16 protein-coding genes are annotated in these 19363 nt (G+C 71.7%); 8 read left to right on the top strand and 8 right to left on the bottom strand.

Annotated features, from left to right (window positions below):
* Positions 1-12 precede the first annotated feature (12 nt).
* Genes H7694_RS02670 through H7694_RS02660 form a run of 3 tightly spaced genes read left to right on the top strand, consistent with a single transcriptional unit; the run spans position 13 to position 4017 of the window.
* Entirely contained in the window at positions 13-2139 is a 2127-nt protein-coding gene (locus H7694_RS02670) for an MMPL family transporter (RefSeq protein ID WP_193598014.1), read from the top strand.
* A complete protein-coding gene (locus tag H7694_RS02665) occupies positions 2105-3400 on the top strand; it encodes a sensor histidine kinase (RefSeq protein ID WP_193598013.1) in 1296 nt (431 codons plus the stop codon). Before H7694_RS02670 ends, H7694_RS02665 begins: the two co-directional genes overlap by 35 nt.
* Positions 3397-4017 (top strand): response regulator, encoded by a 621-nt coding sequence (locus tag H7694_RS02660; RefSeq protein ID WP_193598012.1) that lies wholly within the window; start codon positions 3397-3399, stop codon positions 4015-4017. Before H7694_RS02665 ends, H7694_RS02660 begins: the two co-directional genes overlap by 4 nt.
* Before the next feature lie 128 nt (positions 4018-4145).
* Here the strand turns inward: H7694_RS02660 and H7694_RS02655 are convergent, their stop codons facing one another.
* From H7694_RS02655 to H7694_RS02635, 5 genes are all read right to left on the bottom strand, one after another.
* Positions 4146-4781 carry a response regulator gene (locus tag H7694_RS02655; protein ID WP_193598011.1) on the bottom strand — a complete coding sequence of 212 codons (636 nt, stop codon included), beginning with the start codon at positions 4779-4781 and terminating at the stop codon, positions 4146-4148.
* A gap of 66 nt (positions 4782-4847) precedes the next feature.
* A complete protein-coding gene (locus H7694_RS02650; RefSeq protein ID WP_193598010.1) occupies positions 4848-6035 on the bottom strand; it encodes a sensor histidine kinase in 1188 nt (395 codons plus the stop codon).
* 74 nt (positions 6036-6109) lie between these two features.
* Positions 6110-6901, bottom strand: coding sequence for a class I SAM-dependent methyltransferase (locus H7694_RS02645; RefSeq protein ID WP_193598009.1), 792 nt, complete (start codon positions 6899-6901; stop codon positions 6110-6112).
* Between the two features lie 102 nt (positions 6902-7003).
* Positions 7004-8134, bottom strand: coding sequence for an AMP-binding protein (locus H7694_RS02640; protein ID WP_193598008.1), 1131 nt, complete (start codon positions 8132-8134; stop codon positions 7004-7006).
* Between the two features lie 41 nt (positions 8135-8175).
* On the bottom strand, positions 8176-9087 hold the full coding sequence (locus tag H7694_RS02635; protein ID WP_227468363.1) for a 1,4-dihydroxy-2-naphthoyl-CoA synthase: 912 nt from the start codon (positions 9085-9087) through the stop codon (positions 8176-8178).
* A gap of 88 nt (positions 9088-9175) precedes the next feature.
* Between H7694_RS02635 and H7694_RS02630 the strand changes: the two genes are divergently transcribed.
* A complete protein-coding gene (locus tag H7694_RS02630) occupies positions 9176-9874 on the top strand; it encodes a peptidylprolyl isomerase (RefSeq protein WP_227468362.1) in 699 nt (232 codons plus the stop codon).
* A gap of 127 nt (positions 9875-10001) precedes the next feature.
* Here H7694_RS02630 and H7694_RS02625 read toward each other — a convergent pair whose 3' ends face one another.
* The gene (locus H7694_RS02625; protein ID WP_193598005.1) at positions 10002-10943 is read right to left on the bottom strand and encodes a permease prefix domain 1-containing protein; all 942 of its coding nucleotides are present in this window, start codon (positions 10941-10943) and stop codon (positions 10002-10004) included.
* A 1-nt stretch (position 10944) separates the two neighbouring features.
* On the bottom strand, positions 10945-11277 hold the full coding sequence (locus H7694_RS02620) for a PadR family transcriptional regulator (protein WP_193598004.1): 333 nt from the start codon (positions 11275-11277) through the stop codon (positions 10945-10947).
* A 78-nt stretch (positions 11278-11355) separates the two neighbouring features.
* Between H7694_RS02620 and H7694_RS02615 the strand changes: the two genes are divergently transcribed.
* A complete protein-coding gene (locus H7694_RS02615) occupies positions 11356-12378 on the top strand; it encodes a GNAT family N-acetyltransferase (protein ID WP_193598003.1) in 1023 nt (340 codons plus the stop codon).
* Between the two features lie 35 nt (positions 12379-12413).
* Entirely contained in the window at positions 12414-13394 is a 981-nt protein-coding gene (locus H7694_RS02610; RefSeq protein ID WP_193598002.1) for an o-succinylbenzoate synthase, read from the top strand.
* Positions 13395-13461: 67 nt separating this feature from the next.
* Here H7694_RS02610 and H7694_RS02605 read toward each other — a convergent pair whose 3' ends face one another.
* Positions 13462-14079, bottom strand: a complete 618-nt coding sequence (locus H7694_RS02605; protein ID WP_193598001.1) for a TetR/AcrR family transcriptional regulator — start codon at positions 14077-14079, stop codon at positions 13462-13464.
* A gap of 140 nt (positions 14080-14219) precedes the next feature.
* Between H7694_RS02605 and H7694_RS02600 the strand changes: the two genes are divergently transcribed.
* Positions 14220-17177, top strand: coding sequence for an MMPL family transporter (locus H7694_RS02600; RefSeq protein WP_193598000.1), 2958 nt, complete (start codon positions 14220-14222; stop codon positions 17175-17177).
* Positions 17174-19219, top strand: a complete 2046-nt coding sequence (locus tag H7694_RS02595; protein ID WP_193597999.1) for a YhgE/Pip family protein — start codon at positions 17174-17176, stop codon at positions 19217-19219. The genes H7694_RS02600 and H7694_RS02595 overlap by 4 nt, the downstream gene beginning before the upstream one ends.
* The last annotated feature ends 144 nt before the right edge of the window (positions 19220-19363 follow it).

Below are 19363 nucleotides of genomic sequence, written 5' to 3'. Positions count from 1 at the left end.
GGGCTTGATGTCATGCCCCAGACCTCTGTTCGCCCTCGCTTCTCAGACAAGCTCACCTCTCGACGCGGCGCCTGGGTGGCGCTCGCGATCGGCCTCATCGCGATGCTCGCCCTGTTCGGGCTGTTCGGCAGCGCGAAGGCCCCCGACAGCAGCGCACAGGCACCGGCCGGTGCCGAGTCGACGCAGGTCGCCGAGCTGCTGCAGCAGTTCCCGGATGCCGACCGGCAGTCGGTGCTGGTCGTCGCCTCCCGTGATGACGGGGCCGAGCTCACCGACGCCGACCTGTCGGAGCTCTCGGCGCTCGTGCCGGTGCTCGACGAGGGGTCGGATGCCACCACCTCCGGCCCCCTGGTCAGCGACGACGGCGAGGCCGCCGTGCTGGTCACCCCGATCGAGACGAGTGCGATCAACACCGAGAACGCGGAGGTGCTGAAGGATCTGCGCGCCGAGATCGCCGATCATGCCCCCGACGGTCTGCAGCTGCAGGTCACGGGTGGTCCGGCGTTCGGCGCCGACATCGCGGCATCCTTCGAGGGCGCCGACCTGACCCTGCTGCTCGTGACCATCCTCATCGTCGCCGTGCTGCTCATCATCACCTACCGCTCCCCCGTGCTGTGGCTGATCCCCCTCAGCGTCGTCGCGCTGGCCGATGGCCTTGCCGGGCGCATGACGGCCGCGGCCGCCTCGCAGTGGGAGCTGCAGTTCGACGGCGGGATCATCAGCGTGCTGGTCTTCGGCGCCGGCACCAACTACGCCCTGCTGCTGATCTCGCGGTACCGCGAGGAGCTGCTGCGCGCCGACGATCATCGCGAGGCGCTGAGCACGGCGTGGCGTCGCACGGTCCCCGCGATCGTCGCCTCGAACGTCACCGTCGTGCTCGCCCTGCTCACCCTGGCGCTCGCCGTGATCCCCGGCACGCACGGTCTGGGCATCTCGTCGGCGATCGGCCTGCTGATCGCTCTGGCCGCGGTGCTGTTCGTGCTGCCGCCGTTCCTCGCCGTGTGCGGCCGAGGCGTGTTCTGGCCGTTCGTGCCGCGCCCTGGAGCCGAGCGCGCGCAGGGTCGCGCCTGGCGGGCGATCGCTCAGAGCGTCGTGCGCCGCCCCGTCATGGGGCTGCTCGGGGGGCTCGCGCTGCTCGCCGTGATGGCGACCGGCCTGTTCGGCACGTCGGTCGGACTCGACCAGCTGGACAAGTTCCGCGTGCAGTCCGAATCCGCCGTCGGGCTCGAGGTGCTCTCGGATCACTTCCCGGCCGGCGAGGCGCAGCCGATCCTGATCGTCGCCGACAGCGACCACGCGGCGGAGGTCGTCGAGGCCGTGCAGGATGCCGAGGGCGTGGTGCGCGCCAACCCGGTCGGCGAGACCGATGACGGCGCCCTGACCAAGATCATGGTCACCAGCGAGTATGCCCCGAGCACGACCGAGAGTCTGGCTCAGATCACCGACCTGCGCGACATCGTGCACGCGGTGCCGGGAGCGGATGCCGTCGTCGGCGGTGCCGTCGCCACCGACCTCGACGCCCGGGACGGCAACGAGCAGGACCTGCTGCTGATCGCACCGCTGGTGCTCGCCGTCAGCTTCCTGGTGCTGCTGGTGCTGCTGCGCTCACTCGTGGCTCCCATCCTGCTGCTGGCCGTCAACCTCGCCAGTGCGATCGCGGCGATCGGTGCCGGGGCCTGGCTGAGCCGGGTGGTGCTGGACCAGCCCGCGCTCGACCTGCAGGTGCCTCTGCTCGCCTTCCTCTTCCTGGTCGCCCTGGGCATCGACTACACGATCTTCCTCGTGCACCGGGCCCGCACCGAGGCCGACCGGCTCGGCACGGCCCGCGGCATGGTGCAGGCGGTCGCGCACACCGGCGGTGTGATCACCAGCGCCGGCATCGTGCTCGCCGCGGTCTTCGCCGCGCTGGGCGTGCTGCCACTGGTGACCCTCGGCCAGCTCGGCCTGATCGTCGGGGTCGGCGTGATCGTCGACACGCTGGTGGTGCGCACCGTGACCGTGCCGGCCATCTTCGCTCTGATGGGCGACCGCATCTGGTGGCCGCGACGCCGCCACGGGTCCGCCAACCACGAGGGCGGCGGAGCCGAGGGCGGAGAATGGGCGCATGAGTCTCGTGAACTCGCCCTTGACGCACGCTGACGACGCGGTGGGGCCGGCTCCGGCCGGCCTCACCGTTCGTGCCATGGAGGTGGGGCAGCACCTCATGGCCGTCGTCCTCACCGCGATCGGAGTGATCCGCGCGATCGGCGACGGCACACCGATCATCGTCGCGGTGATCACCGGCCTCGCCATCCTGGCTTGGCATACCGCCGGCGCGATCCTGCCGTCGAAGTCCCGCTCGCGCACGGTCATCGTCTGGTGGCTGATCGGGTTCGCCCTGGTCTGGGTCGCCGCCGTCGCAGTCTCGGCCGAGTTCGTCTGGCTGGCGTTCCTGCTCTGGCTGCTCGCCGGGCACCTGCTGCGCCTTCCCTGGGGGCTGCTCTTCTCGCTGATCGTGCTGACGATCGTGATCACTGCCCCGATCCTGCACCACGGCACCACCAGCTATGCCAACGTGTTCGGGCCACTGATCGGCGGCGTGTTCGCATTCGGCATCTCGCGCGGATACCTGCAGCTGCTGCGCGACGCTGCCGAGCGTGAGCGCCTGGTCGCCTCGCTGACCCGCGCCCAGAGCGAGATGTCCGAGTTGCAGGAGGAACTCGCCCATGCGCAGCGGCATTCGGGCGTGATCGCCGAGCGCACCCGGCTGTCACGCGACATCCACGACACCGTGGCCCAGTCGCTGTCGTCGATCCGGCTGCTCGCCCACGCCGAGACCGCACGCGAGCACGATCCGGTCACGAGCCGCGCGTTCGCACAGCTCGAGACACTCGCCACCGACAGCCTCGCCGACGTGCGGCGCATCGTGGCCGCGCTCGCCCCTGCCGAGCTCGAGAACGGCGCCCTCGCCCCGGCGCTGCAGCGCATGCTCGACCGGGCGCGTGACGAGACCGGCCTGCAGGTCGAGCTGCACGTCGACGACTCGCTGCCGCAGCTGCCCACCGAGGTCGAGGTCGCGCTGCTGCGCACGGCGCAGTCGGCGATCGCCAACGTGCGGCTGCACGCGGGCGCGACGCACATCGTGATGAGCCTGATCGATGCCGAGGACAGCGTGCGCCTGGATCTCATCGACGACGGCGCCGGGTTCGACGTCTCCGGGTGGGAGCGGCGCGGCGAGGCGACCGGGTCGAGCTACGGCCTGCGATTCATGCGTGCCCGGCTGCGTGAGCTCGGCGGCGGCCTCGACATCGAGAGCACGCCGGGCGAGGGAACCGCCATCTCGGCGCACCTGCCGATCCACCCCGACAGCCCCGCCTCGCCGAACGGCCCCCGCGGCAGCACCACTGAGGAGATCTCGTGAGCATCACCGTCCTTCTGGTCGACGACCACCCCGTGGTGCGCAGCGGCCTGCGCACCGTCCTCGACGACGGCGACAGCCTGCGCGTCGTGGGCGAAGCCGCGACCGGCGAAGAGGCGATCACCCTCGCCGCCCACCTGGAACCCGATGTCGTGCTGTGCGACCTGCGCCTGGGTGCCGGCATCGACGGCATCCAGACGACTGCGGCGCTGCGCGCCCTCGAGCATCCGCCTGCCGTGCTGATCCTGACCACCTTCGACCGCGATGCCGAGATCCTCGGCGCGATCGAGGCCGGAGCCGCCGGATACCTGCTCAAGGAAGTCGCCCCCGATGCGATCGCCGACGGCATCCGGCGTGCCGCCGCCGGCGACGTCGTGCTCGGTCCCGAGCTCGCCACCCGGGTGCTGCGCGGAATGCGCAACCCCCTGCCCCGGCTCACCACGCGCGAGATCGACGTGCTGCGCCAGCTCGCGACCGGCGCGTCGAACAAGGAGATCGCGCGGGCCCTGTTCGTGACCGAGGCGACCGTGAAGAGCCACATCGCCCACATCCTCACCAAGCTCGGCGTCGACAGCCGCTCCCGTGCGGTGCACGTCGCCCAGGAGACCGGGCTCATCTGAGCGGCATCCGGTGCACGATCTGCTGACGTTGACCCGTTCTGCGGAGGAATCGGGCAGGAACGTCAGCAGATCGGGGCGGGCTCAGCAGATCGGGGCGGGGCCCGGGGCGCCGGATGCCGTCCGTAGCGTCAGGCGAGCCCGTGCTCGAAGGCGAACACGACCAGCTGCACCCGGTCGCGCAGGGCCAGCTTGGCGAGGATGCGGCTGATGTGCGTCTTCACGGTCGCCTCACTGAGGTACTCGCGCGCCGCGATCTCGGAGTTCGACAGGCCGCGGGCGGCGAGCGCGAAGATCTCGCGCTCGCGGTCGGTGAGGTCGGCGTACGCGGCGGGCACCGGCTTGGTCTCGGAGGTGAAGTGCGCGAACAGCTCGCGGGTCGCGGATGCCGCGATCACGCTCGAGCCGGAGTCCACGGTGCGGATCGCGGCGAGCAGGAACTCGGGGTCGGCATCCTTGAGCAGGAACCCGCTGGCGCCCTGCTGGATGGCACGCGCCGCGGCCTCGTCGAGGTCGAACGTCGTGAGCATGACGATCCGGGGTGCGTGGGGGCGGGCCAGCAGCTCGGCCGTGGCGGTCAGACCGTCCATGACCGGCATCCGGATGTCCATCAGCACCACGTCGGGGCGGGTGCGTGCGACGACCTCGAGCGCCTCCTGGCCGTCGCCGGCCTCGCCGACCACGTCCATGTCGGGCTGCGACGACACCAGCATCCGGACGCCGGCGCGGAACAGCGCCTGGTCATCGACGAGCACGACTCTGATCATCGTCACCTCCTGGTTCGTCCCGGCTGCTTCCATCTTCGCCGCTCGCGGCGACCGTCCCGCGCGGCATTACCGCTGACCGGCGTGCACGGGCAGCGAGGCCCGCACGACGAACCACGCGCCGTCGCGGACGGCCGAGAACGTGCCGCCGACGAGCTGCGCTCGCTCACGCATCCCGACCAGTCCGTGACCGGCCCCGGAACCGGCGGATGCTGCGACGCGGTTGCGCACCTCGATGTCGGCGCGCTCGGCGAACCACGACATCCGCACGTCGACGTCGCCCTCTCCGTGACGCAGCGCGTTGGTGAGCGCCTCCTGCAGGATGCGGTACACGGCCAGCTGGATCACCCCGGGCGGCTCGCCCGGCGGGGTGGGGTCGACGGTCACGCGGGGCTCGATGCCCGCCGCGCGCACCTGCGCGAACAACGCCTCGAGGTCGGCGAGCGTCGGCTGGGGTCCGTCGCCCTGACGGTGACGCAGCTGCGTGAGCAGCATCCGCACGTCCGAGAGCGCCGCGCGCGCCGTCTGCGCGATCGTGCCGAGGGCCTCCTGCGCGAGCTCGGGCGAGGCGGCCGCCGCGTAGCGGGCGCCGTCGGACTGCGCGATCACCACCGCCAGCGAGTGCGCGACGATGTCGTGCATGTCGCGCGCGATGCGCACCCGCTCCTGCTCCTCGGCGGCGACGGCTTCGGCCTGCAGCTGCGCCTCGCGGGTGGCGCGACTGCGCAGCACGACCCGCCACAGCAGCCCGGCACCCCACGACATGGCCAGTGAGAGGATGACGACCGCGCCGACCAGCGAGCCGAACGCCAGCACGCGCACGGGGAACTGCTCGTCGACGACCAGCGATCCCCATTCGATGACGGCGACGTACAGCCCGGCGATGCCGCCGCCGCCCAGGGACGACGCGCCGCCGATCCACAGCAGGCGGGTGCTTCCCCAGGCGGCCGAGGCGAACAGCACGACGAAGATGGCGACGTTCGCCGGCGAGGGCAGCATCCCGCCCGCCATCTGCACCACCGCGCCCGCCCAGGCGATCGCGAGGGCGATCGGCGGTGAGAGCCGCGCGATGGCGGCGGCGCTCCACATGATCAGCGCCACCACGACGTGGTGCACGATCTCGACCCGCAGGTCGGACAGCCAGGTGAGCGACGGCGTGGCGAGCAGGAGCATGCTCAGCGGCAGGGTGATGACCAGGCCCAGGAACGCCCCGATGATGTCGAGGACGAGCTGGTGGGTCTTCAGGGGCCGGATCACTCCCCTACGCTAGGCGACCGGGCGGCCCGGCGGCATCCGCCTGCAGATGTATCCGGGCGTGTGGCGGGCGCCGGTCAGGCGCGGCAGAGGATCTCGCCGTGCGGCACGAGGAACCAGCCGTCGCCGTCATCCGCCCAGCGACGCCAGGCGTCGCTGATGTCCTGCAGCTGGGTGCGGGTGGCGAACCCGTCGCGCTCGAGCTGGTGCGCGAGGGCGGAGCCCAGGATGCGGTCGGCCCACATGCCGCCCCACCATTCGCGCTCGGCCGGCGTCGCGTAGCACCAGGTGGATGCCGTGACGGTGACGTCGGTGAAACCCGCGGCCCGTGCCCAGCCGAGCAGGCGCCGCCCGGCATCGGGCTCGCCGCCGTTCGCGCGGGCCGCCTCGCGGTACAGCCGCAGCCACTCGTCGAGTTCGGGCAGCACGGGGAACCAGATGAAGCCGGCGTAGTCGGAGTCGCGCGCGGCGACGATGCCGCCGGGCTTGGTGACCCGGCGCATCTCGCGCAGCGCCTGCACGGGGTCGCCGACGTGCTGCAGCACCTGGTGTGCATGCACGATGTCGAAGGTGTCGTCGGCGAAGCTCAGCGCGTGCACGTCCTCGACGGCGAAGTCGATGTTGTCCACGCCCTGATCGGCCGCGAGGCTCTGCGACAGGCGGAGGGCATCCGCGTCGATCTCGGTCGCCGTGACGCGGGAGACCCGGGAGGCGAAGTCGACCGTGATCGTGCCCGGACCCGCCCCCACGTCGAGCAGGTGCGCGTCAGCCGTCAGAAGCGGTTCGAGGTAAGCCGCCGAGTTCGCGATGGAGCGGTTGTTGTGCGAGCGCAGCACCGAGGCGTGGTGCCCATGCGTGTAGACGGCCATGCGCGTCAGTATGCCGCAGTGCCTGGCCTGGGCTGCGCCATGAGTCCGGAGACCTGGTTCCCGACGGGGTTCGGTCGGTGCGCAGGGGGCCGGGGCGGGGTGTCATCCCGGCGGGGGCACCTCGTGGATCATCCGGCGCAGCAGCTCGCGGTCGGGTTTGCCCGATGCCAGCAGGGGCAGCTCGGGCGCCTCTTCCAGCTGCGCCGGGCGCGCGTGCTTGCCGATCTCGGCGGTGACCCTCGCGCGGGCCTCGTCGAGAAGGTCGTCACCGTTGCGCTCACCGCGAGCCACGAAGATGATCGGCGCCTCACCCCAGCGTTCGTCCGGCATCCCGAGCACGACCGCCTGCTCGAGGCCGGGCACGCTGCGCACGACCCGCTCGACGCGGTCGAGCGAGATGTTGATGCCGCCCGAGACGATCACGTTGTCGAGCCGCCCGTGCACCTCGACGACAGCATCGTGGATGGCGCCCCGGTCGCCGGTGCGATACCAGCGCACGCCCTGCTCGTCGGTCTCGAAGGCCCGTGCGGTCAGCGCGTCATCGCCGAGGTATCCGTCGGCGAGGGTGGGGCCGCTGATGAGCAGCTCATCCCCGGATCGGCGCACTGCGACGCCGTCGAGCGGCACGCCGTCGTATACGCAGCCGCCGCTGGTCTCGCTCGAGCCATAGGTGTGCACGAGCGGCACACGCAGCTCGGCGGCACGCATCCGGATGCCGTCCGAGAGCGCCTGCCCGCCGACGAGGATCGCACGATGCGCGCGCAGCGCGGCGAGCACCTCGCTGTCGCCGGCCGCGTCGACGAGGGTCGCGAGCTGCGCGGGGACCAGCGAGGTGTACAGGCCCGCGCCTCCGGCTTCGCGGGTCGCCGCGACGAACGCGTCCGCCGTGAACCGGCCCTCCATGACCACCGGCGAGGTCCCCGCCAGGAGGGAGCGCACGAGCACCTGCAGCCCCGCGACGTAGCCTGCAGGCAGCGTGAGGATCCAGCGGCCCTGCCCGAGGCGCGCGGCCGTGGCCTCAGCGCTGGCGCGCAGCGCCGAGGCACTGATCACCACGCGCTTGGGCACGCCCGATGAGCCGGACGTCGCGATCACGACCGCGGTGCCCTCCGGCACCTCGTCATCCGGCGCCGGCGTGAACCCGAGCGCGAGTGCCCGCTCGCCCGCCAGCGCGGCGGGCAGCGCATCGCGGACCGCCCGCGCGTCACCCCCGCCGATCGGATGCAGTCGCATCACGCCCCTCCTCCAGCCTCTCGCCCCGACCCCCGGCAAGCTCAGAAGTGGTACGGGAAGGCCGACCAGTCGGGGTCGCGCTTCTGCAGGAACGCGTCGCGGCCCTCGACGGCCTCGTCGGTGCCGTAGGCCAGCCGGGTCGCCTCGCCGGCGAACACCTGCTGGCCGACCATCCCGTCGTCGACGGCGTTGAAGGCGAACTTCAGCATCCGGATCGCCGTGGGCGACTTCGTCAGGATCGTCCGCGCCATCGCGAGCGCCTCGCGCTCGAGCTCGGCGTGCGGCACGACCCGGTTCACCGCGCCCATCTCGTACGCGCGCGGCGCGGAGTACTCCTCGGCGAGGAAGAACACCTCGCGGGCGAACTTCTGACCGACCTGCCGCGCCATGTACGCCGAGCCGTATCCGGCATCGAAGCTGCCGACATCGGCATCCGTCTGCTTGAACCGGCCGTGCTCGGCGCTGGCGATCGTCAGATCGCACACCACGTGCAGCGAGTGCCCGCCGCCGGCCGCCCAGCCGGGCACGACGGCGATGACGACCTTCGGCATGAAGCGGATCAGGCGCTGCACCTCGAGGATGTGCAGCCGGCCGGCGCGCGCCGGGTTCTCGACGGAGTCGACGGCATCCGAGTACTTGTACCCGTCACGACCGCGGATGCGCTGGTCGCCTCCCGAGCAGAACGCCCAGCCGCCGTCCTTCGGGCTCGGTCCGTTGCCGGTGAGCAGCACGACGCCGATGCGCGGGTCCTGCCGGGCGACGTCGAGCGCGCGGTACAGCTCGTCGACGGTGTGCGGACGGAAGGCGTTGCGCACCTCGGGCCGGTCGAACGCGATGCGCGCGACGCCGCCGTCGCGCGAGACGTGCGCGGTGATGTCGGTGTACGCCTCGGCGCCGGGCGCCAGGGTCCACTCGGCCGGGTCGAAGATGTCGGAGACGGATGCTGCGGTCACGGCATCCAGCCTATTCCGGTGGGTACGGGAGTACGGGATGCCGCGGGACGGATGCCGTGCGGGCCTCGCGTACGATCGTCGGGTGCGCATGCCTCTGATCACCCCGTCCCGTGTCCGTCGCATCCTGCTCGCGCTGAGCGCGGCGGGTGCTCTGGCCCTCGCCGGCTGCGCCTCCACCCCGGATGCCCCACAGGAGACTCAGGACGCGTCGGCTGCGGCGCCGCAGTCCACGGCATCCGGCGAATGCGTCTACTCCGCCGGCGGACGCCCGGCGTCGCGTCCTGTCGACGCTCCGCCGGCCGAGCCGAAGGCCACCGGCGAGGTGCCCGCGACCATCGCGACCAGCGCCGGCGACCTGACCGTCACCCTCGACGCGGACTCGGCGCCGTGCACGGTCAACAGCTTCCTGTCGCTCGCGGACCAGGGCTACTTCGACGGCACGACCTGCCACCGTCTCACCACCGCGGGCATCTTCGTGCTGCAGTGCGGTGACCCGACAGCATCCGGCCGGGGCGGCCCCGGCTACTCGTTCCCCGACGAGCTGAGCGGCTCCGAGACCTACGACGCCGGCACCCTGGCGATGGCCAACGCCGGGCCCGACACGAACGGCTCGCAGTTCTTCATCGTCTACGCCGACACCTCGCTGCCGCCCGCGTACACCGTCTTCGGTCAGCTCGACGAGGCGAGCACGGCGGTCGTCGCCGGCATCGCCGCCGCGGGCACGGCATCCGGCGGTCCCGACGGCCAGCCGAAGTCGCCCGTGACGATCGAGTCCGTCACCAACTGATCGCCTACCCGCCGAAACCCCTCCTGATTGCCGATACCCCTCGTGAATCGCGCAATTCACGAGGGGTATCGGCAGCCCTGAGGGGTTTCGGCGGGTGTGGTGATGGGGGATGCGCTAGGGCGGCGCGCTAGGCGCGGCGGGCCTTGCGCCAGCCGTCGATGCCGTCGCCGATCGCGACGGCGGCGATGCCCAGTCCGGTGAGCACTGCGAGCACGGTTCGCGCAGCGTCGTTCACGCCGTTCTCGGCGAGCAGAGTGACGAACTCGGGGTTGAACAGCTCTCCGCGCGCGAGGGCGGTGAGGCCCAGGCTGACGAAGATCACGGCGAGGGCGATGTTCCCCCAGGCCAGCGCCGAGGTCCACCGGCCGTGCGCGTACACGACGATGGCGAGCGCGGCCTCGGCCGCCATGAGCACGAGCAGCGCACCGATCCCCCACGGCCACAGGTCGGGGTTCATGACGGGCAGCCACTCGCCCTGCAGGAACGCGAATCCGCGGAAGCGATCCCAGAACAGCGCGCCGACGAAGATCGCGAGCATGACGAGCGACGCGATGAGGTCGGCGCGACCGGTGCCCGGGTGCCTCTCGTCCGGCAGCTGGTCGACGCTCCACCGCACACCGGTGTCGGCGCCGGTGCGCTCGAGGACGACGAAGATCAGCGTCACCCAGAAGGCGATGTGCATGGCCACCGACAGGGCGATCGCGATGCCCTCGCCGATGATCTCTCCGATGCCCGCGCCGGTCAGTGCCTGCGCGATGACGACGCCGCCGAAGGCGCACGCGGGAACGATGGCCATGAGCAGCTTCAGCAGCCGCCACCAGGTGAGGAAGTACTTCGGTCCGATCAGGTGCAGCGGACGGTCGGCGTAGCCGGCGGCGAGCACGCTCGGGTCGCCGAGTTCGGTGAGTACCGCGTGCTCAGCGTCATCGTGCGACTGGCCGCGCTCGGCGCGCGCGTCGATGGCATCCGCGATGGAGGCCTGCAGCTCGTCGCGCACCTCGGACTGCAGCTGCGGGGGCAGGCTGCGGATGGTCGCGGCGATGTAGCGGTCGGTCAGTGTGGCGGTCATCTCACTCTCCGTCGGTGAGGGCGGCGGTCGCCGCGGCGATGGCGGCGACCTCCTGGGTCAAGGTGGTGGAGAGGCGGATGCCCGCCTCGGAGGTGCGGTAGAACTTGCGCGGACGTGCCTCGTCGGTGTTCCACTCACTCTCAAGGAAGCCCTGCTTCTCGAGTCGGCGCAGCAGCGGGTAGAGCGTGTTCGCATCGGTCGGGAATCCCGCCGACGCGAGCTGCTCGAGCAGGCCGTAGCCGTACCCGGGTGTGCGCAGCAGCTGCAGGCTGGCGAGCACGATCGTGCCGCGCCGCAGTTCCTGCAGGTGTCCGTCGAACTCGGTATCGCTCATGTCCGTCACTGTATTGTGCGTTGCACACTATTGTCAATGGCTCATCATTGTGGATCTGATTGCCCGTATCCTGGCGCGATGACCTCCCGCCTCGAGATCCGCCGCGTCGACCCGTCGGACGACGGAGAGTACGACGCCTGGTGGGACGCCTATGCAGCCGCCCGCCGCGCCGACCTGGGCGATGACGCCCTGATCTGGTCGCACCAGGAGAGTCGTGCCGAGCTGCTGCAGGAATCGGCGACCACCGAGCGGCACGCGTTCGTTGCGCGGCGCGACGGCGAGGTCGTCGGCGCCTGCTCGCTCGCGCTGTCTCTCAAAGACAACCTGCACATCGCCGGGATCGGCGTGAACGTGCCGCCGCAGCATCGCCGCACCGGCATCGGCTCCGCCCTGCTGGCGCACCTCGAAGCCGAGGCGAGGCGGGCGGGACGCAGCACCATGCGCGCCGACATCTACTGGCCGGCGTCGCTCCCCGCCGACGGTGCGGGCGCGGCGAACCGCGAGTTCGCCCGCCGGCACGGCTACGAGATCGCCCTCGGAGACCTGCAGAACCGGCTCGACCTGCCCGTCGCCGACGCCGTCGTCGGCGACCTGCTCGCCCAGGCCCCGGCCACCGGATACGAGCTGCGCAGCTGGGTGGGCCCCGTGCCCGAGGAGTTCGTCGCGGAGTGGGCCGCCCTCGACGCGCTCCTCGACACCGAGGCGCCCACCGGCGACCTCGACCTGGAGGCCTCGAACGCCGACGTGGCCGACCACCGCGCCGACGAGGAACTCCAGCGGACGCAGGGCCGCACCTCGTTCGGCACGGTGGCGCTGGCATCCGACGGTCGCATCGCGGCCTACACGCAGGTCGTCGTCTCGGGCGACGACGGCAACGCCTACCAGTGGGGCACGCTGGTGCGCCGCGAGGATCGCGGGCACCGGCTGGGACTGCGCGTGAAGCTCGAGAACCTGCGGATGCTGCAGCGGCACTCCCCCGTGCCGCCGCGGATCCACACGTTCAACGCCGAGTCGAACACGCACATGCTCGAGGTCAACCGGCGCCTGGGCTTCGTCGCGTCGGCACGCATGGCCGAACTGCAGGAGCGCCTCGCGCCCTGACGCGGCGAAGCAGCGCGTGGCGGCATGATGGACGCATGACGCCGACGCTCGCCGAACTGGTCGACACCGCCCGAGTGGTCGCCCTGCCGATGAATACCCGCTTCCGTGGCGTCGACACCCGCGAGGCTGTGCTGTTCGAGGGTCCGCAGGGCTGGGCCGAGTTCTCGCCGTTCACCGAGTACGACGACGGCGAGGCTGCCACCTGGCTGGCCGCGGCGATCGACTTCGCGTGGCGCCTGCAGCCCGCGCCGCGGCGCGAGCGGATCCCGGTGAACGCGACGATCCCGGCCGTCGAGGCGTCGCGGGTGGCCGAGGTGCTCGCCCGGTTCGACGGATGCCGCACTGCCAAGGTGAAGGTCGCCGAGCGCGGCCAGCGGCTCGCCGACGACGTCGCCCGGGTGCGCGCGATACGCGAGGCGATGGGGCCCGAGGGCCGCATCCGGGTGGATGCGAACGGCGGATGGAACGTCGACGAGGCCGAGCACGCCATCCACGCGCTGGCCGAGTTCGACCTGGAGTACGCCGAGCAGCCGTGCGCGAGCGTTCCCGAGCTGGCCGAGCTGCGACGCAGGGTCGCTTACATGGGCATCCCGATCGCCGCCGACGAGAGCGTGCGCAAGGCAGCCGATCCGCTGGCTGTGGCCCGAGCGGGCGCAGCCGACTTGCTCGTGATCAAGGCGCAGCCACTGGGCGGGGTTCGCCGCGCCCTCGCGATCGTCGCCGAGGCTGGCCTGCCGGCCGTGGTCTCCAGCGCCCTCGACACCGGCGTCGGCCTGGCGCAGGGCGCCGCGCTGGCGGCATCCCTCCCCGAACTCGACCACGATTGCGGACTCGGCACCGCCTCGCTCTTCGCCGACGACGTCGCCGATGCGCGCCCGGCCGGCGGCACGGTGTCCGTCGCCCGGGTGACTCCGGATGCCGCGGCGCTGGACCGCCTTGCCGCATCCGCCGAACGCCGGCAGTGGTGGCTCGAGCGGCTCGAGCGCTGCCACGCGCTGCTTGCCGAGAGCGACTGAGTCCGGGGCGCGCCCCGGCGCCGCCGCACCGTCGAGCGCGCCGCCCAGCGCGCCCGCCGTCGCAACCTCAGACCATGAGTGCTTCGACGAGGCGCCCGAGCGCCTCGCCGCTGGCATCCCGCAGCCGCGCATCGTCGTCACCGGCCATGGCGCCGCGTACGGTCATGCCCTCCCAGACGATCATGAGCAGCCGCGCCACGGGCTCGGGCTCCATGCGCAGCGAGATGGCGCCCGAATCGACGATTCCTCGGACGATCTCGGTGATGCTCTCGAGCATCTCCTCCTCTTTGGCGAGGTAGGCCGCCCCGGAAGCCGGGTCGCGCAGCGCGCGGATGCGGATCTCGCTGTGCAGCATGACCCCCAGGCGGTCATCGCCGACCGAGTCGATCACCCGGCGCACGAGCACGGCAGGGTCGCAGTCGGTGAAGGCGCCGTCCGCTGCGAGCGCCGCGACTCGCTCGCGGACCGCATTCAGACGCGCGTCCGCCACGGCCCCGGCGAGGGCGAGGAACAGCTCGTCCTTCGATTCGAAGTTGGAGTAGAACGCGCCGCGGGTGAAGCCGGCGCGCTCACAGACCGCCTCGACGGTGGCGCCCTCGAGGCCCACCTCGGCGAACACCTGGGCGGCGGCGTCCAGCAGGCGCGCTCGGGTGTTCTCGCGGCTTCGCGTCGCTGGTGTCGACATCGTTCCTCCTCGACCCCACTCTTTCATGCGGCCGTCGCTTCATGTTCACATCCTGCGCACAGCATCCGGCCCCGGATCTGTTTTACGATACATCCACGTATTGAATACGTTCGTGTATCGAACTCAGCCGGAGGAACCGCGTGTCCACACTCCTGTCCACCCTCGGACGCTGGTCGTTCCGGCACCCCTGGCGCGTGCTCGTCTCGTGGCTGATCGTCCTGGGAGTCGCCGGTGGCGGCGCCGTCGCTCTCGGCGCGGGAACGGACAACACCTTCACGATCCCCGGCACCGAGTCGCAGGCGGGTCTCGAGCAGCTCGAGCGCACATTCCCGCAGGTGAGCGGCACGAACGCGCAGTTCATCGTCGTGGCCGCACCGGGTGACGACATCACCGACGAGGTCTACCGCGACGACATCGAGAAGGCCGTCGACGAGCTGGCCGACCTCGACGACAGCGTCCTCGCCGTCACCTCGCCGTTCGACGAGAACATCGACGGCATGATCAACGAAGAGCAGACCGCCGCGATCGTGCGGCTGCAGTTCGACGGCCAGGCCAGCGACGTGTCCGACAGCGTGAAGACCGAGCTGCAGACCGCGGTCGACGAACTCGGCGCGCAGCTGCCCGAGGGCTCGCAGACCGCGCTCGGCGGCGACCTGTTCGCCATGTCGATCCCGACGGTCACGATCACCGAGGCGGTCGGCCTGCTGATCGCCCTGCTCGTACTGATCGTCACGTTCCGCTCGTTCGTCGTCGCAGGGCTCCCCCTGCTGACGGCCGTGCTCGGAGTGGGCATCTCGATGGCGGGCATCTTCGCCGCCACGGCGTTCGCGACCGTCTCGTCGACGACCCCGCTGCTCGCGCTCATGCTGGGGCTTGCGGTCGGCATCGACTATGCGCTGTTCATCGTCGCCAGGCACCAGGATCAGGTGCGCGACGGCGTCGCCCCCGAGGAGTCCGCCTCCCGGGCCGTGGGCACCGCCGGGTCGGCGGTCGTGTTCGCCGGGATCACGGTGCTGATCGCCCTGATCGGCCTCGGCTTCGCCGGCATCCCGTTCCTGACGACGATGGGCATCGCCGCATCCGTCGCCGTCGCGATCGCCGTCGCGATCGCCGTCACCCTCACCCCGGCGCTGCTCGGATTCATGAAGGGCCGCGTGGCGGGGCGTCCGCGCCGCTCGCGCTCCCGCTCCGCCTCCTCCGCATCCTCCTCCGCCGAGACCCCCACGCAGCGACGAGACCCCTCCGCAGCAACGTCAGCAGCGAGGGGTCTCGACGATCATGAGGGGTCTCGGCGGCAGGTGGAGGGGAAGGATGCTGCGCGCGCACCGCGCCGCAGCGCCTCCCGGCGCTGGGTCGACGGGGTGACGAAGCGGCCCGTGCTCGTGACGATCGCCGTCGTGCTGGGGCTGGGGATCGTCGCCGTGCCCGCCCTGAGCCTGAACCTCGCGCTGCCCAACGCCGGCGTGCTGCCGAAGGGCTCGGAGGCGCGAGTCAGCTACGACCTCACCGCCGAGGAGTTCGGCCCCGGCTTCAACGGTCCGCTGATCCTCACCGGCACCATCGTGACCTCGACCGACCCGCTGAACCTCATGCAGGATCTCGGCGACGAGGTCGAGAAGATCCCCGGTGTGCGCGAGGTCGCCCTGGCCACCCCGAACGAGACCGCCGACACCGGCATCGTGCAGATCATCCCCGAGACCGCCCCCGACGACCCGGCGACCAGTGACCTCGTCCGCGAGTTGCGCGCGCACCACGACCAGTGGCTGGACGAGTACGGCATCGACCTGAAGGTGACCGGCTTCACGGCCGTCGCGATCGACATCTCCGATCAGCTGGGCGCGGCGCTGCTGCCGTTCGGCGTCTTCGTGATCGGTCTCTCGCTCATCCTGCTCGCGATCGTGTTCCGCTCGATCTGGGTGCCGATCACCGCCGCGGCCGGCTACCTGCTCTCGATCGTCGCCGCCTTCGGCGTCGTGGCCGCCGTGTTCGAATGGGGCTGGTTCGCCGATGCCCTGCACGTCGCCCGCACCGGACCGATCATCAGCTTCATGCCGATTGTGCTGATGGGCGTGCTGTTCGGCCTGGCCATGGACTACCAGGTGTTCCTCGTCTCGCGGATGCGCGAGGACTTCGTGCACGCCGTTGGCTCGGGTCGCGAGGCAGCAGTCGAGGCGGTGCGCTCCGGCTTCGCCGGCAGCGCCCGCGTGGTCACCGCCGCAGCGCTCATCATGTTCGCCGTGTTCGTCGCATTCGTGCCCGAGGGCGACTCCTCGCTCAAGCCCATCGCCCTGGGCTTGGCCGCCGGCATCGTGATCGACGCGTTCCTCGTGCGGATGACGCTGATCCCCGCGGTGATGACCATCCTGGGCGACCGCGCCTGGCGCATCCCCCGCTGGCTCGAGCGCATCCTTCCGCACGTCGACATCGAGGGCGAGGCCGTCGAGCGCGAGCGGACGCTGGCCGGCTGGCCGGGCGATGACAGCGTGCTCGCCGCGGACGATCTGGTGATCGACGCGGCCGGCATCCGGGACGCTCATCTGCGTCTCGCACCCGGCGGCAGCCTCGTCGTCACCGGCGCGACGCCGCGCGCCCTGCGCGCTCTGTCGCTCGCCGTCGCGGGCAGGGTCAAGCCGGACTCCGGGATGCTGCGCGTCGCCGGCCACCTGCTGCCCGGGCGGGCGGTGTGGGTGCGTGCGCACGTCGGCGTCGTCCTGCTCGGAGAGCCGGATGCCGCGGCGCAGACCACCGAGGCGCTGCGCGGTCGCACCGGACTGGTCGTGCTCGACGGCGTCGACCGGCTCACAGCATCCGAGCGCGACCAGCTCGCCGCCCGCCTGCGCGACGCCGGCCGCGATGTCGCCGTATTCGTGACCGCGGTCGACCCCGCCGCCGCGCACGCCGTGCTGAGGGATGCCGGCCGCCCGGCGGCATCCCTCGTCGATCTCTCTTCCCCCGACACCCCCACCTCTCGTCCAGACCCCCGACTGCAGACGTCCGCAGCACGGGGTGTCGACGCGAACACGGGGTCTCGGCGACCGGCAACCGACTCCGAGGTGAACGCATGCGATGTACTGAGCGAACGGAGTGAGACGAAGTGACCCTTCCCATCGAACGCGCGCGCTCGCGCCGGCCGATCACCTGGCTGACCCTCGGCGGGGTGCTGCTGCTGCCCGCCCTGATCGGCGGCATCCTCGTGACCGCGCTGCAGAACCCCACCGACCGGCTCGACTCGATGACCGCGGCCGTCGTGAACCTCGACAAGCCGGTGACCATCGACGGGCAGTACACGCCGCTCGGGCGTCAGCTCGCCGCCGGGCTGGTCGAGGGCTCCGACGACTTCGACTCGAACCTCACCTGGGTCATCTCGAACGAGGACGACGCGGCCGAGGGACTCGCCGACGGCGAGTACCGGGCGGTCGTGACGATCCCGAAGTCGTTCTCGGCCGACGCGACCTCGGCCGGCGCCGCGCTGAAGGACGGCGAAGGCACCGCCGAGCAGGCCGAGATCACGGTGACGACCCCGCCGGACGGCCGGGTCGCGGACGACCTCATCACGAATCAGATCGCGACGGTCGCGGCTTCGACCATGGGAACCATGCTCAGCGAGGCGACGGTCGGCAACGTGCTGATCGGATTCAAGACCATCGGGGATCAGATCTCGGATGCCGCCGACGGGGCGTCGCAGCTCGCCGATGGCGCACGCAGCGCCGCCGACGGCGCGGGTGAGCTGCCGGGCGGCGCCTCGAAGCTCGCCGACGGTGCGGGCGGTCTGGCTGACGGCGCGGGCGCGCTCTCGGGCGGTCTGGACACGATCGCGTCGAAGTCGCGTGAGGCCGGTGCCGGGGCCACCCAGCTCGGACAGGGGCTCACCGCCGGTGCGGCCGCCCTCGAGCGCGACGGGATCGTACCGCAGCAGCTGCTCGACGCGGCCAACGGGGCCAAGCAGGCCACCGCCGGCGTGCAGCAGGCCGCCGACGGGGCCAAGCAGGCGACCGCAGGTGTGCAGCAGGGCATCGGCGGGCTCTCGCAGCAGCTCGCGGCCCTCGCCGCGCAGTGCGATCGCGCCGCCACCCCGGAGTTCTGCGGCCAGCTGGATCAGGCCGCCGGCACCGCGAACGCGCTGGTCGAGCCGTCGTCGCAGGCCGCGCAGGCCGCCGCAGCGGCCGCCCAGTACGCAGGGCCTGCCGCGCAGGCCGCCGCCGGCACCGCCGACGGGCTGACGCAGCTCAGCGTCGCAGCTCCCAAGGCGATCGCCGAGCAGCTGCGCACCGCCGGCACCGCAGCCACGCAGCTCGGCGGTGGACTCGGCCAGCTGGCCGACGGTGTCGCGCAGTCGGCATCCGGTGCCGATGCGCTGTCATCCGGTGCCACGCAGCTCGGCGATGGCATCACCGCGCTGGGCGACGGTGCGGGTGAGCTGGCGACGGGGCTCGACACCCTGGCCTCCGGCACCGGCGAACTCGCCGACGGGCTGAAGACCGCCTCGACCTCGCTGCCCTCGTTCGACGAGGCGCAGTCCACGTCGCTGGCGTCCGTCATCGCCGATCCGGTCGCGTCGTCGTCGGAATCGGATGCCATGTTCGGGCCGACCGCCATTCCGCTGCTCACCGCCGTGGTGCTGTGGTTCGGCGCCCTGGCCTCGTTCATCGCGCTGCGCGCGGTGCCCGGCAGCGCGCTCACATCGCGCCGGTCGTCGATGGGCATGGTGCTGCGCGGATTCTGGCCGGCCGCGGCGCTCGGTGCCGGCCAGGGCGTGCTGGTCGCGCTGATCGTGCAGATCGTCGCCACGTACGACGCCGCCGCCTGGTGGGGCTTCGCCGGGTTCGCCGTGCTCGCCGGGGTCGCGTTCGCCGCCATCAACCAGGCGCTGGTCGCGGTGCTGGGCGGGATCGGACGCTGGATCAGCGCGCTGGTCGGCGTCATCGCGCTCGCGACCGGGATCATCTCGACGATTCCCGGCTGGCTGGCTGGTCTCGGCGCCGCGATGCCGACCGCGCCGGCGGTGAGCGGGCTGATCGCCCCGAACGGAGCCGCCGCCGCCGGCCTGATCGTGTGGGCCGTGCTGTCGCTGGGCGCGGCGACACTCGCCGTCACCGCCCGCCGCACGACCAGCGCGAAGGCTGTGCTGGCGGCCGCGTAGCGCTGTGTGCCGTGGCGCGCATTCACCCGGCGTAGGAGAAAGCGCGGGCGTAGGACGAATCCTGCGACCTGCGTCCTACGCCGGGTGAATCACCTACGCTCGTGCGACCGGCATCCGAGGGATCCAGCATCCGGGCAGCATCCG

The sequence above is a fragment of the Microbacterium sp. YJN-G genome (assembly GCF_015040615.1).
Taxonomy (GTDB): domain Bacteria; phylum Actinomycetota; class Actinomycetes; order Actinomycetales; family Microbacteriaceae; genus Microbacterium.
The sequence above is the reverse complement of the archived record's forward strand: the minus strand, read 5'-3'. Positions and strand labels throughout refer to the sequence as shown.

Excerpts from the sequence above, each read along its gene's own strand:
- H7694_RS02670 (WP_193598014.1), top strand. The coding sequence starts at position 13 with ATGCCCCAGACCTCTGTTCGCCCTCGCTTCTCAGACAAGCTCACCTCT.
- H7694_RS02665 (WP_193598013.1), top strand. The coding sequence starts at position 2,105 with ATGAGTCTCGTGAACTCGCCCTTGACGCACGCTGACGACGCGGTGGGG.
- H7694_RS02655 (WP_193598011.1), bottom strand. The coding sequence starts at position 4,781 with ATGATCAGAGTCGTGCTCGTCGATGACCAGGCGCTGTTCCGCGCCGGC.
- H7694_RS02645 (WP_193598009.1), bottom strand. The coding sequence starts at position 6,901 with ATGGCCGTCTACACGCATGGGCACCACGCCTCGGTGCTGCGCTCGCAC.
- H7694_RS02640 (WP_193598008.1), bottom strand. The coding sequence starts at position 8,134 with ATGCGACTGCATCCGATCGGCGGGGGTGACGCGCGGGCGGTCCGCGAT.
- H7694_RS02630 (WP_227468362.1), top strand. The coding sequence starts at position 9,176 with ATGCCTCTGATCACCCCGTCCCGTGTCCGTCGCATCCTGCTCGCGCTG.
- H7694_RS02625 (WP_193598005.1), bottom strand. The coding sequence starts at position 10,943 with ATGACCGCCACACTGACCGACCGCTACATCGCCGCGACCATCCGCAGC.
- H7694_RS02620 (WP_193598004.1), bottom strand. The coding sequence starts at position 11,277 with ATGAGCGATACCGAGTTCGACGGACACCTGCAGGAACTGCGGCGCGGC.
- H7694_RS02615 (WP_193598003.1), top strand. The coding sequence starts at position 11,356 with ATGACCTCCCGCCTCGAGATCCGCCGCGTCGACCCGTCGGACGACGGA.
- H7694_RS02610 (WP_193598002.1), top strand. The coding sequence starts at position 12,414 with ATGACGCCGACGCTCGCCGAACTGGTCGACACCGCCCGAGTGGTCGCC.
- H7694_RS02605 (WP_193598001.1), bottom strand. The coding sequence starts at position 14,079 with ATGTCGACACCAGCGACGCGAAGCCGCGAGAACACCCGAGCGCGCCTG.